Here is a 16,646-nt window from a genome sequence, read left to right on the forward strand (position 1 = left end):
AGTGGACAATGGCTGAATTCGACGTCGACCTCTTTGTCATCGGTGGCGGCTCGGGCGGCGTGCGTGCCGCCCGCATCGCGGCCGGCCACGGTGCGCGTGTGATGATCGCGGAAGAGTACCGCATGGGCGGGACCTGCGTGATCCGCGGCTGCGTGCCGAAGAAGCTGTTCGTGATCGGCTCGCATGTCCGTCACGAGCTGGAAGATGCCGCCGGTTTCGGCTGGACCGTTCCGCCCGCGACCTTCGATTGGCCGACGCTGATCGCCAACAAGGACAAGGAGATCGCGCGGCTGGAAGCGGCCTACACGACGAATGTCGAGAAGTCGGGCGCGCAGGTCGTCAAGAGTCGCGCGGTGATCGAGGACAAGCACACCGTGCGCCTGCTCGAGAACGACCGGAAGATCACCGCAAAATACATCCTGATCGCCACCGGCGGCGCGCCCAACCACGGCGCCTCGATCCCCGGCATCGAGCACGTGATCTCCTCCAACGAGGCGTTCCATCTGAAGAAGCTGCCGAAGCGGATCGTGATCCAGGGCGGCGGCTATATAGCGCTGGAATTCGCCGGCATCTTCGCCGGCTACGGCTCCGACGTCACCGTGATCTATCGCGGTGACAACATCCTGCGCGGTTTCGACGAGGACGTTCGCGCCCACGTCCGCAGCGAGATGGAAAAACAGGGCATCACCATTCTCACCGGCTGCACGGTGGCGAAGGTCGATCGGCACGGCGAGGAATTTACCACGCATCTGTCGAACGGCTCGAGCCTTGCTTCCGACCAGGTGATGTTCGCGATCGGCCGCCATCCGTCGGTCGCCAATCTCGGCCTGGAGAAGGCCGGCGTCGCCATCAACCCCGAGAATGGTGGCATCGCGGTGGACCATTTCTCGAAGAGCTCGGTCGACAACATCTATGCGATCGGCGACGTCACCCACCGGCACAATCTGACCCCGGTTGCGATTCGCGAGGGGCATGCGTTTGCCGACACCGTGTTCGGCAAGCGCGAGGTGCAGGTCGATCATTCCTACATTCCGACCGCGGTGTTCTCGCAGCCGGAGGTCGGCACGGTCGGTCTGACGGAGACCGAGGCGCGTGCGCAATTCAGCCACGTCGACATCTACAAGACGACGTTCCGCCCGATCAAGGCGACGATGTCCGGCCGTGACACCCGCGTGCTGATGAAGCTCGTCGTCGATGGCTCGACCGACCGCGTGCTCGGCTGCCACATCGTCGGCGATTGTGCCGCCGAGGTCACCCAGGTGGTCGCGATCGCGGTGAAGATGAAGGCGACCAAAGCCGACTTCGACGCGACGATCGCGCTGCATCCGACCGCGGCCGAAGAGCTCGTGACCATGCGCACGCCGACGGCGCGCCATGTGCGTCAGGCGGCGGAGTAGGACCGGCCTTCAGCGCGACCTCAAAGCACTGAGATCACGTCACGTCATCTCCGATATCTTGCCCTTGCCTTGGCAGGACTCGCATTTGACTGGATAGATCTTGCGACCCGGGTGCGCTGGCTCCTTGGATTTGGGAAAGCCGGTTCCATTGCACAGCGGGCAGGTATGTTCTTTGATCTTCGGGGGCATGCTAGATCCTTTCCGGCTGTGGTGGCGCAGCGGCCCCTGCAGGGGCCGCGTTGCCTTGTGGTCAATGGTTCAAGGCCGACCTAGCCTCCGGCGGGCTCATCCTCGGCGAAGGTCTGCTCGATGGCGGCGGGCATCTTCGCAACCGACATCAACGAACGTGCGACCTGATTGAGCAACTGATCCGCGTTCTCTTCCTCGGCGAGATTCTTGGAAAGCAGCGCGACGACGGCGGTGTGACGCAACTGCTGCGCCAGGTTGCGGGCGGTCGCGTAGCCGGCAATCTCGTAATGCTCGACACGCTGTGCCGCACCGATCAACGCGAGATCCGCGGCGGCATCGTCCTTCCTGGCGCCCTCCTTGATCACTTCGTCGCCTTCCTCGACAAGCCCCTGCATGCCCTTGCAAGCCTTGGCGCGCGGCTTCTTCCCGAGAAGTTCGAAGCACTCGTCGAGACGCTCGATCTGCGCTTCGGTTTCGGCCAGGTGAACTGTGAACAGCTCGGAGAGCTGGTCGTAGCGGGCAGCCTCGATCATCTGAGGCAATGCCTTGGTCAACTGCTTCTCCGCGTGCAGGAGATCCCGCAGCTGATCGATCAGCAGGTCGTCAAGGCCAACGGACGGTTCCGATGGCGAGCTCTCGGCAACGATGGAAGGCGCCGCACCGGGATCGCCGTTCTGGAGTGCCGGTGATTCCATGAAAACCCAGTCCTCGCCTTCATTCCAGGGACCTCTGGTGTCGATTTCGCCATTGTCGCCGGACCCTGTCGAATCGTTGAAGAACTGGTTCACGAGACCGGGCGTCGGAGCGATGCGGCCGATGCTGAACGTGGGCTTGTTCATGCTTTCCAGCGCGCGTGAGAACGCCTTCATGTGGGTGATTTCCCGTGTCATCAGGAATTGCAAGGCGTCTTTGGTGCCGGCGTCATCACAGAAATTGATCAGGCGCTCATAGACGATCTTGGCCCGAGCTTCTGCGGCGATGTTGCTGCGCAGATCGACGTCGAGTTCTCCGGTGATCTTGAGATAATCTGCCGTCCAGGCACTGCCTTGCGAGTTGAACAGATTGACGCCGCCGCCTCCGGCAATCGCGATCAAGGGATCGGCTTCCGCCGCTTCGCGATCGAACTTCATGGGCTTCAAGTGCAGGCGCGCGAGCGATCCGACGACCTCAAGGTGGCTCAACTCCTCGGTTCCAATATCCATGAGGAGATCCTTACGGTCAGGATCCTCGCAATTGAGACCCTGAATGGAATACTGCATGGCGGCCGCAAGCTCGCCGTTGGCGCCACCGAATTGCTCTAGCAGCATATTGCCGAACCGGGGATCGGGCTCGTCGACCCGGACTGTGAACATGAGCTTTTTGACGTGATGATACATGGAAAGACCTTTGACTACAGGAGATACCGGGGCCAACTAAGCGCTGTGTTGGACGTTCCTAATTCGGATCGTGCCGCGACCAGATGCTTCTCGGGAGAATCAGGTGGCTCAATGCAGCGTTTCCGCCGCGGCTTCGTCGACAGCGGCCATCAGGTCAGCCGTATCTGATTGCTGGATCATGTGACCCGCATTCGGGACGCGACGCATCTTGCTGTGCTTGATCTCGTCATGCAGTCGGCCGGACTGTTCGTCGATGTCGATGAGGCGGTCGTCCTCGCCGGCCAGGATGGTGACCGGCATGGCCAGTTCGCCGTAGGTCTTCGCCGACAGCATCGCAGAAGGGACCATCAACGCCGCTTCCGCGGCACCCGCACGAAGCTGCGACGGACGCACCGCCAGTGATTTGGGGAAGCCGTCGAATTTTTCCGGGACGGATTTGGGCCCGAACAGCTGCCGCAGCATCGTCGGCCACATCAGGCGGCTGAGGATCGGCGAGATCGTGTGACTGAGGATGTCGCCAAACCCTGGTATCGCCGGCCCGGCCATCGCCATCATCGCGTCGGTGCGGGCCGTCGGAAAATAATAGCCCGACGCCAGTATCAAGGCTTCGACCAATGAGGGGTGCCTGCTTGCCAGGGCGATCGCAACCGATGCGCCCCAGGAATGTCCGAGCACGATCGCCTTGTCGACGCCAAGGTGCGCAAGCGCGTCTTTGAAAAGGTCGGCTTGGGCGGCCGGCGTCCACACCACGTTGCGCGGCCTCAGACTGTGCCCGAAGCCGGGACGGTCGAACACGATGACCCGATAGTCCTTGGCTGCAAGATCGATCAGGCCACTCGACTCGAAATCCTGGATCATGCTGCCATTGCCATGGAGCAGAACCAGCGGGCGTCCGGACCCGCGCTCGACATAGTGCAACCGAACACCGTCGATGTCGATGAACCGCCCTTGGGGCGGATTATCGCGCTGCGCCTTGTCGGCAAGTCGCCGATTGACGAACGCGGCCCCGGCCATCAGGCCAGCAGTCGCGATGAGGGCGGAGGCGATTGGATACTCCGCCAGGGTACGAAGGGTCGTAGTCGCCAGCGACGGCGAACGTTTTTTCAGTATGCGCATGTGACACTTTCGCTGACTGCAGCCAGCTGTTGGAGAGTGGGGAAGGGACGCTTCCGCATTGACGCCCTTGATCGCATCACGACCGCGATGGCGCCGGATTCTTGCTGGAGGAGATTTCCGTGCATCGCGGGTGCGGTTCGGAGACCGGATCAGCACCATCGAGCAGGGATCGATTTCGCCTTCTTGGGACCCGGAACAGTGCTGGTCCGGACCTCCCGGCATGCGCATTCACGGATCATGTCGTACAGACGCAACAGGAGGGACGGAGAGATGTTCCTAATCCAATCGATGCAGCCAGCAGTCGGAAAATGCCTTAGATCGGAGGTAAAGGCGTGGTTCCTCGGGGCCGCGCACTGGTGAATGGCATTTGCGACACCATATCCAGGATATCACCCGCACAGACATGACAGGGCGCCGGTGACAGAGAGACGCTGCCGCGCTCCCGCCACAACCGGAGGCGCGCATTGAACGTTATCTCCTATCCCCTGCATCTCTGCCGCAAGTTCGATCGCCGCTGGAGCGCGAAAGCGGTTCAGGACGAGACACAGCAATCCCCGTCACAACGGCCCAACGGCTGTACCGCCTGCGGGCGAATAGTGGCGGCTCCCGTGCACGCGACTTACTTGCCTACCGGGAACTTCGTCAATCAGTGGCGGTGCCCTGTGTGCAAGAACTCCTGGCAGACCTCTGCCGATGCCACGAGCAGCACTGATATCCAATTGAGCCAGTCCGAGCATCTTCGGCAGAATGCCGGGCACTGCCTGACGCTGGAAGACACCGCTGCCAACGACGCGGCGCGCAAGCAGTTCAGGAGCATGGGCGATGCCTGGCTCGCTCTCGCGGAGACGCAGGAGTGGCTCGATGGCGCGACGCCGCCGGTCTCGCGACCGCAGCCGCAAAGCGCTGATTTGATTCCGATGCCAACGCAGGGGCGTTCGTCATGAATGAGAAGCGCAACCGCGTGCGTCAGGCGGATTCACTTGCCGAGCGTCTCGCAGCTGATGCACTGAGGTTGCGTGAAGAGGCCTCGCACCTTGAACCCGGCCCAGAGCGGGATGCGCTGCTGAGCAAGGCACACCGGAACAAGATGGCTGCCGATATCAACTCCTGTCTGACCGCTCCGGGACGCCGCTTGCCTGGATAGCCAGCGCAGATCTCGAGCCCGAGCTTTCACCGTTTGCCAATAGTAACGAACCACCAAGGGTCCGATTGAGATCCATGGACGATTTGGCGTGAACCGCGCGCAAGCTTCTCATCTTGATGGCTCTTGCTGCCGAGGCTGACGCAAGCAAACGGCCGACCTTCCCTCGGAATGCAAGGACCAGATGACATGGATCGAGACAAGAGCGGCCGCATCGTTGAGACTGCGCTCGAAGCGCGCCAAGGCGAGCTCGGTCCCAGCGTGTTGATGCTGCTGGGTGTGAGTGTGGGACTTGCAGTCATCCTCATGGTGATGACGTGGATGATATTCTTCAGAACCTGAGCGTGAAGGAGATGTCACAGCGCGAGACGTAGGAACTAAAGCTCTGATGGGGGCTTGGATCACTCCTTAGACACTGGAGACCATCATGAAGCGCCCATCGTTTATCGTTTGCATTTCTTTATTCGCGGCGGCAACCGCCTTCGCAGCCGCTCCGGCCTCGGCACAAAATCCACCGGCGCAGTCCGGACCGAACAACAGCGCGGTCAATAGCGCGGGGCAAAACAACTCCGACGCTCCTGTCGCAGGTCGCAACAGTTTCACCGAAGGACAAGCCAAGTCGAAGATCGAGGATGCCGGCTACGCCAACGTCACCGAACTGAAGAAGGACGACAACGGTGTTTGGCGCGGCCATGCCAGCAAGGGTGGATCTGCCACCGCGGTCAGCGTCGACTTTCAAGGCAACGTCAATTCGGCCAAGTAAGCCATTAAGCAAATAAGAAGGACACACAATGACCGTTACAATTTCTCGTCTTTACGACAACTACAGCACTGGGCAGCAGGCGGTTCAGCGTCTCGAATCTGCCGGCGTGCCGCATTCGGACATCAGCATCGTCGCCAATAATTCGGACAGCTGGTTCAACACCGACAAGAAGGTGGACCGTGACCGCGATGGCGTCGACGATCGCGCCGAAGGTGCCGGCAAGGGCGCCGGCATCGGTGCGGGCGTGGGTGGCACTGCCGGCCTTCTCGCCGGTCTCGGCCTCCTCGCAATCCCCGGCCTCGGACCCGTCGTTGCGGCCGGTTGGCTCGCCGCGACCGCGGTCGGCGCGGCCGCCGGAGCCGCAACCGGCGGTGTCGTTGGAGCGATGACTGAGGCCGGCATTTCGCGGGAAGATGCGGACTCCTACGCCGAGGGCGTGCGTCGGGGAGGCACGCTGGTGTCGGCGCGGGTCGCAGATGCCGATCGATCCCGCCTTGACGCAGTCCTGAACGAGTCGTCGGTCAATTTGCGTGACCGCAGCGCCGCCTGGCAGAAGACCGGATGGAAGTCGTTCGATCCCGCCAGCAAGCCCTACGGTGCGGACGAAGTTCGCAAGGAGCGGCAGCTCTACGGAGGATCAGTGCGTTAAGGATCATTGCGCCAATGAGATCGCGACGGCCCGCTTCGGCGGGCCGTCTTTTCGTGCGGCTACGCGTACAGATATCCAACCGGCTTGCCCTCGGTGCGCAGGGGGCGGATGTCCTTCTGCGTGATGATCTGGCCGGCGAGGCCGTCGATCTCGTCGCGCTGGGTCGGCGTCCAGCTGCAAAGGTCGTTCATGCCCTTTAGAAGAGCGAGGCGGAGCACTTGCGTGTTCTCGCCGAGGCCGACGAGGCTGATCGAGCTCTTGCCCGCCGTCACCACATCGCCAGCCGCAAGCTCGATCGCCTCACCGGCCTTGTTCTTGAATTCGGCCGTGCCGCGAATGACGCGGTAGATTGCGACCTCGCCTTTGGCGAAACAGCTGGCGTCTGCTGCCGTCGATGTGCTCTTCGGCAGAAGTGACTGGCCACGCGGGTCGGTTGCGATGATGTGGCCGGTGACGAGATGGCCGCTCGGCACTTCGATGCCGATGTCGCGCACGTACACCGGCAAGGCCGATTTGATCGGACCGTCGACGAGTGGCTTGAACAACGCATCCAGCGCGAGGGGATCTTGAAGCCAGAAGCCCGCGTCGGCCGGCCGGTTGTGCAGAGGGTGGCTCCAGGCCACGCGCGGCGTCTCGGCCTCGTTGATCTGGTCCGGACCGACGATCGTCGGGTTCGGAAAGGTCGTCGGATCGGTCACGAAGGCTTCGAGGAATTTGCCGGAGTAGCCCATCGAGATCGGGTCGGGCACCACGGTCTGCGGCGTCTTCAGGTTTTCTTCGGTCGACAGTCCCGACCAAGTGTAGAACAGCTGGCGGTGGACGATCGCGCTTTGCAACATCACCGCGCCGGGGCCGACATTGTAGAAGCGCCCATCGTAGTCGAAGGTGAACGCGCCCGAGGTGACCAGCACGAGCTGAAAGCCGCCCGGCGGAAGATGAAGGTGGAAATCGGTGGGGCCGGTGTCCGGGCGGTAGATCGGCAGGTTCGTCGCCACTTCGTGCAGGAGGAAGGTTTCGTTGTTGGCGTGGAAGCCCTCGTTCGCGCGGTTGTAGAGGGCTTGCGGCCGGTACGTCGCTTCGAACTTGGCATTCCTGTCGCGATCGATCGCCACGAAATCCTGAGCGTTGAGGCGTAGCGGCGCGCCGTTCGGATGGGTGAGGCCGGTAAATTTGAGATCGCCGGCGGCATGCACGTTCATGGCACTCTCCGATCTTTGCCGCTCATCCGGTCTCCGGGCGCACGCATCTTGCTGCGCCAATTCGTGGGAGCAGGGAATCAGGCCTGACGCTGCCTTGCGAATTCTGGGCCAGTCGAGATGCAGCACGATGCGCGGGCCCGGCGGCCCCGCGCGGCGCGATGAAAAATCGAGATTGCACCTGAGGTTAGACGGCGCGTTAGGCTGGCTTACCTGGGCCTCATCGCGGAGCCCGCAACCCCGGCGACGGGGCGCGGTTTGTCTAATTTGTCGGCAAGCCCCGGCGCAGGCGTGCAGCCGCGCAGGTCGCGTCGATCAGCAAAGGCCGGCGGCCGGGCATGTGAAACCGCTCATTCGAACGGCTGACGGGTGATCCGTTCGGGCTTGCCGATCGGGCTGTCCGCCCACTTCGCCATGTCCACCGTTCGCGCGTCGATGCCTTCGCACCAGAGGCAGCTGAGCTCCGCACGGCCCTTGGCCGAAAGCAGCGGTACAAGTCCGTGGCCGCAGCCAGCGCAAGACGTGACGCGATTCACGCGTTCCTCCACGATCACCGAATTCAGGAGCGACATTGTCGTTCGCCAAGCTTGTGCGGGCGCTATGAAGGCGCACGAACGCTTCCGATCGGAGCGCTCGCGCCCGCGATCGTCGAGGCTGCGATCCAGCGCGAGACCGCCCCGATGTCCTCCGCATTCTCGCGATAGGCGCGAAGCTGGAATTCCGCCGAGCTGCCACGCTCCACGATGGTCCGGCAGTGCTCGACCTCGGCGGCGCAGTTCAGCGCGGCTGCGTCCCCGGCGACGTCGTCGATGGTCCGGGCGAGCAGCTCCGAGATGGTGACCGGCCCGTCCTTCGAGGCAAAGATGCAATCGGTGCCGTAGCGCTGGGCCCGCCATTTGTTCTCGACCGCTATCGCGCGCTCGACCACCGTGACCTCCTTCGACCGATGCGGCCGCAGATAAAGATGGCGCGTCAGGCAGCGATAGAGCGAGGCGATGGCAACGGCGTCGTCGATGAAGGTGCAGGTGTCAGGCGCGCGAAGCTCGAGGGTCGGATGCCTCATGGACGGCCGCATCGCCCACCAGATATGGCTCTCGTCGGGAATCACGCCGGAGCGTTGCAGCGCGCCGACATATTCATCGTAGTCGTGCCTGGTTTCGAACAGTTCGGGCAGGCCGGTGCGCGGCAGCTCGGAATAGGCGGCAAGCCGGTAGCCCTTCAGCCCGGTCTTGTGGGAATTCCAGAACGGGGAGGAGGCCGACAGCGCGATGAACAGCGGCAGATTCGGCAGCATCGCCCGCATCACCGCCATCCGCTTCTCGGGATCGGGCAGCTGGACGTGCACATGCATGCCGCACATCATGTTGCGGTGGCCGATGCTGCGCAGATCCTCGATCATCTCCTCGTAGCGCGGCTTCGGACTCGGCTGGGACATGCGCCAGACCGCGGTCGGATGCGTGCCGCAGGCCATGATGACGAAGCCGTATTGCGCGGCGACGTTGGCGACCTCGCGGCGGAGGAACCGCAGCTCCTCCCGGGCGTCATTGACATCGACGTGAACGTTGGTGGCAACCTCGAGCTGGGATTGCAGCATCTCCCGCATCGCCTGGCCGCCGGTGGACCAGTTCACCGACTCGAACAGGGCGTTGGGCGTTTCGATCGCGACCTCGAAGCTGCGGCGATCGGCGAGGAAGTATTCCTCCTCGATGCCGAAGGAATATTCAGCCGCCTTGCCGCGTCCGCCGGCAGAGCGGATGACGAGGTGCTGCCTGTCGTCGGAGGAATCGAGGCGCAGCAGTTTCAAAACGTCCGAAGCAAATGTCATAGGGCCACCCGGCAGTGGTATTACCTGCGGGCAATAATCCGCCTGACCCGGGCCGGTTCCGCGTCGGCCTCACTGGAAATTGCAAGGTCGAACGGAACAATTTTCACGGTTTCGGATGCGCGCGCGACCAGCGCGTGATTCGGCGGAACTTCCGTCCAGTCCGTTTCCTTGTCGAACGGCTCGGACACGACGACGACCTGGCCGCCGCCGGCCTCGCGATAATAGAGCGTGTTGGCGGCATCGTTGACCGCGACGCGAAACGCATAGAGATCCCGGCCGTTTGCGATCGCGCTGGTGAAACGCAGGCGCTCACGAAGCTCGCCCTCGTTGACCAGGCTGACGAGCGATTGCAGCACGGTTTGCGTTGCGCCAAGGGGATCGCTGTCGAGACCCGCGCCCATCATGGCGAGGAACACGGCTTCCGAATCGGTCGCGCCCAGCCGCGAGGGGTAGTAGGCATCGGGGATCAGCGCCTCGACCTTGCGCCGCAGGCGATTCCAGCTGCCGACGAAGCCGTTGTGCATGAACATCCACTGGCCGCAGGCGAACGGATGACAATTCTGCCGCGTCACCGCCGTGCCGGTGGCGGCGCGCACATGGGCGAAGAACAGATGCGAGCGCAGATGGCGGCAGAGGTAGCGCAGGTTTTCATCCGACCAGGCCGGACGGGTCTCGCGGTAAAGGCCGGGCTCCGGATGCTCGCCATACCAGCCGAGACCAAAGCCGTCGCCGTTCGAGCCGGCGGTGGATTGCAGCGAGCGGATGCTCTGTGCGATCAGCGAATGCTCGGGCTCGGTGACGTAAGGCTCGAACGAGGTGGTCTCGCCCCGGTATGCGATCCAGCGGCACATGCGGCCTTCCTGTCAGGATGTGGCGTAAGGTTCACCAACAAGATCGCCTGTGTTGGGTTCCAGGCGATGTGTTCTGCAAAGTCCGGATCATTTCTGCGGGGTGTTTTAGACGTTCATTTACCCTGCATTGCGGGAACCCGCGCATTAATCCATCTCTTAACGCCGACACGGTTAGGTTGCGCGCGAATAATGAGTGCGCATCATGAGCCGATTTGTTCTTTTCACCTGCATGGCGTTCGTCTCCACGTTCGTGGGCGTCTCCTGGGCGATGCGCGGATTTCCGGTGTCGCACGTTTCGCTGGTCGGTGAATTGAGGCCCACGCTCAGTTCCTCGTTTGGCGATGAGCAATCAAAGGCCAAGCAGCGGAAGGATTGGGAAGCGGAGCACACCCTCCAAAGCGACAAGGACCCGAAGCAAGACGCACTGCGGATGGACGCATTGCAGGCAAGCACCGCTTACGCGATGTCGCCGTGCGACGACACCATGAAGGCGAACCTGAGGGCGGCTACGGAGGCCTATGCGCGGGGCTGGGTGAAGATCTACGACTGCCCAAATCCGAGAATGGGCATGTTCTGCAGTGAAGAGAAGCGCGATCGGGCGAACGCCGCGTATTCCACGCCGCTGGACGTTCGCGTCAAGGCGCAGCTGGCCGAGGCGTTCAATCAAAAGGGCATCGTCAAGGAAGACTTCCCGGAGGATATCCGCGACGTCGTTCTCTGGTTCACCGGGCCTGGTATGTTGTTTGACCCGTCTCCGGTATGCCTGCCACGGCAGCAGGCGTCGGCGAGCTTCAAATGAGCCGCGCCTGGTTCATCGTCTGGGCGCTTGTCATCTGGCAGGTCGCCGCCTGGGCATTCGCTCCGCAGAAGACAGCCCAGCAACCAGCAGCACCGGTCGATGGTCCGGGTTATGGCTCCAACGAGGAGATCTTCGTGGACGGTCGCGCAGGCTTGCGCCGCGAGACCGCTCTGGCGTTCGAGCGCCCTTATGGATCGCGTTGCGCGGGAGAGGGGCGGAAGCAATTCGTCGCCCATATCGACTACTACTATTATCGTCGTCAGAACGACATGGAACACTACCCCAAGATTTTCGGGAAAGCCGGGGCAGACTACATCGCCAAGCAATGGTCGACCGGAGACGACAAGCGCTTCGAACGCCTGACGCAGGAAGCGTACGCGCAAGGCTATCTTGCCCTATCGGATTTCGGTGACGTCGGGCGCAAACTGGCGGAAGCCGTTGTGAGGGGCGAGCGCGTCGTCGCGCATTCCTGCGCAAGCTGATGGTCCACGGAGACTCTCGGTGAAGCCTCCCAGCACCGAGAATCCCGCTCTCTCAGACCGGAAGCGGGATCAGGGCGGCAGCTTCGCGATCATGCGCGTCCTCACTTGCCGCAAGACCTTGCGCGACGCCGACGCGATCGGCCTCGGGCCGGTTCTGGCTCATCTTGCGCTTGCCCTCGAACCGAACCACGGGAATGCGCACACCGACGATCCCGCGCAATTGCGCGGCGATGAAATCGGCGGGGGCGTCACTGACGGCCCACGGCTTGGCGCGTGCGCCCTCGTGCCTGTTCGTCAGCCGCGTCACGGCGTCGAGCAGGCGCTCCGGCTCCTGGAAGAATTCGACCGGGCCGTAGGCGTGCACGGCGACGTAATTCCAGGTCGGCACCACCTTGCCGGTCTCCTGCTTGGTCGCATACCAGGACGGCGTCACATACGCGTCGGGGCCGTTGAAGATGGCGAGCGCATCGCCGATCGGTGGCAGCTTCCATTGCGGGTTGGCCCTGGCGACATGCCCATAGAGCACGCCGTGCTCGCCTTCGCTCTCGTCGAGGAAGAGCGGCAGGGGCGTTGCGACCGGGCCCTCGGCGGTGGCCGTCACCAGGCTGGCGAGGCGCGCACCGCGGATGGTCGCGCGGATGCTCTCGATGTCGTCGTCCTTGAAGGCGGGCGGGATGTACATGGCGTGTCTCCGTTCTTGATGCGGAGATAGCCGGAATCTGGCCTATGCGAAACGGCCAGTTTCCTATGATTTCATCAGTCCAGTTCGGCGGCGGCCTGGGCGAGAAGCTTGCAGCCTCTCTCGATCTGCGCGATCTCCAGCGCCGAATAGCCCATGACGAGACCGACGGTCTTCCGCGTCCGGCTCGGCGTCCGGCTTGGGCCGACCAACAACGCCGAGACGGGATAGATGCCGACGCCTTTCGCGCGAGCCGCCTGGATCAATGCATCTTCGCGCTTCTGCGGCAGATCGTCGAGCCACGCCACCACGTGCAGGCCCGCCGCCGTGCCCTCGATCCGGACACGATCTCCGAACCGGCGGCGCAACGCGCCGATCAGTGCCTGCTGACGCTCGGCGTTACGCCGGCGCACGCGCCTGACGTGGCTGTCATAGGCGCCGCTTTCGAGCATCGAAGCGAGAGCGTGCTGTTCGATCAGCGGCGTGTGCCGGTCCATGATCTGCTTGGCGGCCGCGAACAGGGATCGCAGCCCGGCGGGCACGACCAGGTAGCCGATCCGCAAGGTCGGGGAGAGCGTCTTGGAGACGGTGCCGAGATAGATCACGTTGTCGCTGCCCTCCAGCGCATGCAGCGGCGGGATCGGCCTGGTGTCGTAGCGATACTCGCTGTCGTAATCGTCCTCGATCACGTAGGCGTCGTGCTTGCGTGCCCAGGCCAGCAATTGGTGCCGGCGTCCGATCGGCATGACGCCGCCGAGCGGATATTGATGCGACGGCGTCACATAGGCGAGCCGGGCCTCGATGCCGTCGAGCCGCGCTGTCTCCAGTCCGTCCGCGTCAACGGGGATCGGCACCGTCTCGGCGCCGGTCGCCGCGAGCGTGTGCCGCGCCATCTGGTAGCCGGGATCCTCCATCACGAAGCGGTCGCCGGCGTCGAGCAGGAGGCGCGCGCAGATGTCGAGGCCCTGCTGCGAGCCGTTCACGACAACGATCTGATCGACCTCGCAGCGGACGCTGCGCGATCGCCACAGATAGCCCTGAAGCGCAGTCCGCAGTCGCAGCGCGCCGCAGGGGTCGTCATAGGCCAGCCGCTCGGGCTTGCGCGCCATCGCCGCCGTCACGGCCTTCTTCCATGCCAGCACCGGGAAATCCGACGGCGAGAGCTCGCCATAGCGGAAGTTGGCGATGAGCCCGCGCGGCGGCTCAATCCAGCGCGGCGGGTCAGACCGCAGCCGCTCGCCGAAGGCCGACAGAAGCGGCTTGCGCGCCGAGGGCCGCGATGCGGCGCGCGCGCGTCCGCGCTCGACGACGGCGCGGGCAACGCGCGGCCGCGCGCCATGGCGTGTCTCGATAAAACCTTCGGCGGCGAGCTGTTCATAGGCGACGGTCACGGTCGAGCGCGCCACGCCCATCTCGCCGGCAAGCGCCCGCGACGACGGCAGCAGGCCGTCGATCCCGTAGACCCGCGTCAGAATCTGATCCCTCAGAGCTTCGTAGATCTGGCGCGCGCCCATGCGGCCGGCGCGATCGCCGGGATTGGTCTTCATCTGGATCATCCACATTCCTGGGTCGGCATTCGTCCGAACGGACGATGCCGGAATGTGTTTCTAGTCCCGTTCGCCGAGAGTTTCGACGTAAGCCTTGCCGTAAGGGTAGAAATGCTCCTTGTGGCCCTGATCCCAGAGGGCCTTCAGTCCGGGCGCGGTGATGTCCCAGTCCGGACGGCAATTCATGCTGACGGCCCGGAGATCCTGGCGCAGCTCTTCGACGGTCGGCCGCCCGAAGAACCAGTAGCCGTTATAGATCTTGTGAACGCGCAGGCCGGGCTCCAGCACGATGACATGCGGGATCATCGGATTGTGGACGGGATCGGTGTATTCGGCGATGTCGAGATCCTTCTGAACGATGCGCCGCGAATCCGACAGGAAAGGCCAGTGCGCCCCGACGCCGCTGCGATATTCGTTGGTCTGGGTGATGTTGTCGGTGGTGATCGTGACCAGCCGGCAATAGCCAACCTCCATCTCGCGATGGAGTTGCAGCAGGCCTTCGGCCTGGCGGCGGTCCTTCGGACAGAAGCCGCCGCGGCCGAGAACCAGCACCATCGGATCGCCACCCTGCAGCTCGGAGAGCTTTCGGTGCTTACCGGTGTAGTCGCTGAGCTCGTAATCGGGGAAGGTTACTCCCGGCGTCATGTCAGGTCGCATTGAACTCTCCCATGTCTTCGAACTCTCGCATGTCCGGCGTGAGTGCCGACACTCACAGATCGATCACGACGTCGCCCTGGGGCCGTGAACAGCAGATCAGGACATTGCCGTCCGCAGGTGCGTCGAGCGGGTCCGGCGCATAGCTGACGGCGCCGGCCAGGAGCCCGCTCTCGCAGTTGTGGCAGACCCCGGTGCGGCACGACCAGCGCACGGGAACGTCGCAGGCTTCGGCCAGCTCGAGCAGGCTGGAATATGATGGTCCCCAGCAGACATTGAGGCCGCTGCGGGCGAACGAGACCATCGGGCCCGGGCCGGTTGCGCCGGCCGGCAAGTGCGCCCGCTTCTGCGGGGAGGCCGCTATGCCGGGCGTCAGGGATGGTCCCGCGCCGAACATCTCGGTGTGAACGCGATCCGCTGCGATGCCGAGTCCGGCAAGCCCGCGCGAGAGATCGGTCATGAACGGTGCCGGCCCGCACAGATAGAAATCGCCGTCTGAGGGGACGCCGAGGGTTTGAAGCACCCGGAGGTCCAGATGTCCGATCGAGTCGAAATCCACATCGAGACGATCGCCCGGGTCGGGCGCGCTGTAGCAGACATGGCTGTGATGGTGGGCCAGCCCAGTCAACAGCCCACGCACCTCGGCGGCGAACGCATGTTCGCGACCGTTGCGGGCGCCGTGCAGCCACCAGACTTCGCGCGTCGATGCTTCCGCGGCGAGCGCGTGCAGCATCGCAAGCACCGGCGTTACGCCGATGCCGGCGCTCAGCAAGACGACGGGCCGCGCATCTTGCCGTAGCGTGAAACCTCCGCGCGGCGCGCCGATCTGCACAGCGTCGCCAATCTTGACCTCGTCGGCGACATATTGGCTTGCCGCGCCGTGGGCTTCGCGCTTGATGCTGATGCGCCAGGACGCGGCATCGGAACGGCTCGACAGCGAATAGCTGCGCGTCATCGCCGGTGCAGCGGAGGCGCCGAGCCGCACGATGACGAACTGCCCGGGCAGGGCAGCGGCGACGGGATGTCCGTCTGTGGGTTCGAGGATCAGCGACGTCACGTTGCCGCTTTCGGCGATCTTGCGCGCCACGCGAAACGGCCGGAAGCCGCGCCAGGCCGGAGGCGGGCTCGACGCCGGGCCGAGCCCGGCGTTTCCCGCTGTCGCATCCTTGCGTTGCTGCTCGAGCAACGCCGCGAAGGAATGACGCCAGCCGCCGCTCAGCGCCGGAATTTTCAGCGCGCGCTCCAGGCCGTCGCGCGGGTGAGGGGGCAGATAGAGCAACGCATTGATCTCGGACACGCTCATGCGTTCGGGGCCGTCAGCGACCTGGACGATCTCGTCGCCGGCCTCGACGTCGCCTTCCTCGATCACCCGAAAATAGAACCCGGGCCGGCCGTGCCTGACGAGCAGCGCGGCCATGTCCGGCTCCTCCATGCGAATGCCCAGCCGGTAACAGGTGACGCGCGGCTGCGTCACCTCGAACAGTGCAGAGCCGATTTTGTAACGGTCTCCGATGCAGACGTCCCTGTCGGCCAGGCCCTCGACGGTAAAATTCTCGCCGAATTGACCTTGGACGAGGTTCGATCGACCGAGGTGCTCCTGCCAGTATTGATAGGACTCCCGCTGGTAGACGTAGACGGCGCGCTGCTCGCCGCCATGACCGGCGGTATCGCCCTGTCCATCGCCGTCGATGTTGAGCCGGCGCACCCTGCGCGGACCACTGACGGGCGTCTTCCAGACGCCGGTATAAACGGTCTTGCCTTGCCACGCGATGTCGCGCGGCAGGCCGACATTGAGGGAGAGCAAGCGGGCCATGGGGGTTCCCCGGCGTGACGGCGCGGCTCTGGCGGATTCCAGGTCGCTGCAATGCCAATCTGCATCCATGTCGGATTTTTGGCCCGTTAGTCGTTGTTAGACGTTGCTAGCCGGTCTTGTCGCCGGCTGTCTGCGCCCCGATCTGGGGGGCAGACACCGCAAGACGGGA

18 protein-coding genes are annotated in these 16,646 nt (G+C 63.7%); 8 read left to right on the forward strand and 10 right to left on the reverse strand.

From position 1 onward, the window contains the following. Positions 1 to 8 precede the first annotated feature (8 nt). Positions 9 to 1,397 carry a glutathione-disulfide reductase gene (gene gor / locus ABIA90_RS03895; RefSeq protein ID WP_063984020.1) on the forward strand — a complete coding sequence of 463 codons (1,389 nt, stop codon included), beginning with the start codon at positions 9 to 11 and terminating at the stop codon, positions 1,395 to 1,397. Positions 1,398 to 1,666: 269 nt separating this feature from the next. Here the strand turns inward: gor and ABIA90_RS03900 are convergent, their stop codons facing one another. Both ABIA90_RS03900 and ABIA90_RS03905 read right to left on the reverse strand, forming a co-directional pair. Next, positions 1,667 to 2,962, reverse strand: coding sequence for a DUF892 family protein (locus ABIA90_RS03900; protein ID WP_354117355.1), 1,296 nt, complete (start codon positions 2,960 to 2,962; stop codon positions 1,667 to 1,669). A gap of 108 nt (positions 2,963 to 3,070) precedes the next feature. After that, positions 3,071 to 4,078, reverse strand: coding sequence for an alpha/beta fold hydrolase (locus ABIA90_RS03905; protein ID WP_354117627.1), 1,008 nt, complete (start codon positions 4,076 to 4,078; stop codon positions 3,071 to 3,073). 464 nt (positions 4,079 to 4,542) lie between these two features. Between ABIA90_RS03905 and ABIA90_RS03910 the strand changes: the two genes are divergently transcribed. The 5 genes from ABIA90_RS03910 to ABIA90_RS03930 all read left to right on the forward strand — a co-directional run bounded on the left by ABIA90_RS03910 (position 4,543) and on the right by ABIA90_RS03930 (position 6,631). Next, a complete protein-coding gene (locus ABIA90_RS03910; protein WP_354117356.1) occupies positions 4,543 to 5,022 on the forward strand; it encodes a hypothetical protein in 480 nt (159 codons plus the stop codon). After that, positions 5,019 to 5,222, forward strand: a complete 204-nt coding sequence (locus ABIA90_RS03915; RefSeq protein WP_063984017.1) for a hypothetical protein — start codon at positions 5,019 to 5,021, stop codon at positions 5,220 to 5,222. The genes ABIA90_RS03910 and ABIA90_RS03915 overlap by 4 nt, the downstream gene beginning before the upstream one ends. Positions 5,223 to 5,408: 186 nt before the next feature. Beyond that, positions 5,409 to 5,561: a hypothetical protein gene (locus ABIA90_RS03920; RefSeq protein WP_187387736.1), complete on the forward strand. Its 153-nt coding sequence runs from the start codon at positions 5,409 to 5,411 to the stop codon at positions 5,559 to 5,561. Positions 5,562 to 5,646: 85 nt separating this feature from the next. Beyond that, positions 5,647 to 5,982 (forward strand): hypothetical protein, encoded by a 336-nt coding sequence (locus ABIA90_RS03925; RefSeq protein WP_063984016.1) that lies wholly within the window; start codon positions 5,647 to 5,649, stop codon positions 5,980 to 5,982. Between the two features lie 28 nt (positions 5,983 to 6,010). Beyond that, complete coding sequence (locus ABIA90_RS03930; RefSeq protein ID WP_354117357.1) at positions 6,011 to 6,631, forward strand: hypothetical protein; 621 nt, start codon at positions 6,011 to 6,013, stop codon at positions 6,629 to 6,631. Positions 6,632 to 6,690: 59 nt separating this feature from the next. On the opposite strand, the gene ABIA90_RS03935 is transcribed toward ABIA90_RS03930, so the two are convergent. The 4 genes from ABIA90_RS03935 to ABIA90_RS03950 all read right to left on the reverse strand — a co-directional run bounded on the left by ABIA90_RS03935 (position 6,691) and on the right by ABIA90_RS03950 (position 10,503). Further along, complete coding sequence (locus ABIA90_RS03935) at positions 6,691 to 7,830, reverse strand: hypothetical protein (protein ID WP_354117358.1); 1,140 nt, start codon at positions 7,828 to 7,830, stop codon at positions 6,691 to 6,693. A gap of 347 nt (positions 7,831 to 8,177) precedes the next feature. Further along, the gene (locus tag ABIA90_RS03940) at positions 8,178 to 8,399 is read right to left on the reverse strand and encodes a hypothetical protein (protein WP_175618061.1); all 222 of its coding nucleotides are present in this window, start codon (positions 8,397 to 8,399) and stop codon (positions 8,178 to 8,180) included. Positions 8,400 to 8,425: 26 nt separating this feature from the next. Beyond that, positions 8,426 to 9,652: a carboxylate-amine ligase gene (locus ABIA90_RS03945; RefSeq protein ID WP_354117359.1), complete on the reverse strand. Its 1,227-nt coding sequence runs from the start codon at positions 9,650 to 9,652 to the stop codon at positions 8,426 to 8,428. A 20-nt stretch (positions 9,653 to 9,672) separates the two neighbouring features. Continuing rightward, positions 9,673 to 10,503: a class II glutamine amidotransferase gene (locus ABIA90_RS03950; RefSeq protein ID WP_354117360.1), complete on the reverse strand. Its 831-nt coding sequence runs from the start codon at positions 10,501 to 10,503 to the stop codon at positions 9,673 to 9,675. 202 nt (positions 10,504 to 10,705) lie between these two features. On the opposite strand from ABIA90_RS03950, the gene ABIA90_RS03955 reads away from it, so the two are divergent. Next, complete coding sequence (locus ABIA90_RS03955; protein WP_354117361.1) at positions 10,706 to 11,302, forward strand: hypothetical protein; 597 nt, start codon at positions 10,706 to 10,708, stop codon at positions 11,300 to 11,302. Continuing rightward, positions 11,299 to 11,784 carry a hypothetical protein gene (locus ABIA90_RS03960; protein ID WP_085404860.1) on the forward strand — a complete coding sequence of 162 codons (486 nt, stop codon included), beginning with the start codon at positions 11,299 to 11,301 and terminating at the stop codon, positions 11,782 to 11,784. Before ABIA90_RS03955 ends, ABIA90_RS03960 begins: the two co-directional genes overlap by 4 nt. 52 nt (positions 11,785 to 11,836) lie before the next feature. Here ABIA90_RS03960 and ABIA90_RS03965 read toward each other — a convergent pair whose 3' ends face one another. The 4 genes from ABIA90_RS03965 to ABIA90_RS03980 form a co-directional block, all read right to left on the reverse strand. Continuing rightward, on the reverse strand, positions 11,837 to 12,466 hold the full coding sequence (locus ABIA90_RS03965) for an FMN-binding negative transcriptional regulator (protein ID WP_354117362.1): 630 nt from the start codon (positions 12,464 to 12,466) through the stop codon (positions 11,837 to 11,839). A gap of 74 nt (positions 12,467 to 12,540) precedes the next feature. Further along, positions 12,541 to 14,019, reverse strand: coding sequence for a MocR-like pyridoxine biosynthesis transcription factor PdxR (pdxR, locus tag ABIA90_RS03970; RefSeq protein WP_354117363.1), 1,479 nt, complete (start codon positions 14,017 to 14,019; stop codon positions 12,541 to 12,543). 51 nt (positions 14,020 to 14,070) lie between these two features. Further along, positions 14,071 to 14,667, reverse strand: coding sequence for a redoxin domain-containing protein (locus ABIA90_RS03975; protein WP_354117364.1), 597 nt, complete (start codon positions 14,665 to 14,667; stop codon positions 14,071 to 14,073). 52 nt (positions 14,668 to 14,719) lie between these two features. Next, entirely contained in the window at positions 14,720 to 16,477 is a 1,758-nt protein-coding gene (locus ABIA90_RS03980; RefSeq protein ID WP_354117365.1) for an MOSC domain-containing protein, read from the reverse strand. Positions 16,478 to 16,646 lie beyond the last annotated feature (169 nt).

Origin of the sequence: Bradyrhizobium sp. LA6.8, assembly GCF_040547935.1 — a bacterium.
Lineage (GTDB): Bacteria > Pseudomonadota > Alphaproteobacteria > Rhizobiales > Xanthobacteraceae > Bradyrhizobium > Bradyrhizobium barranii.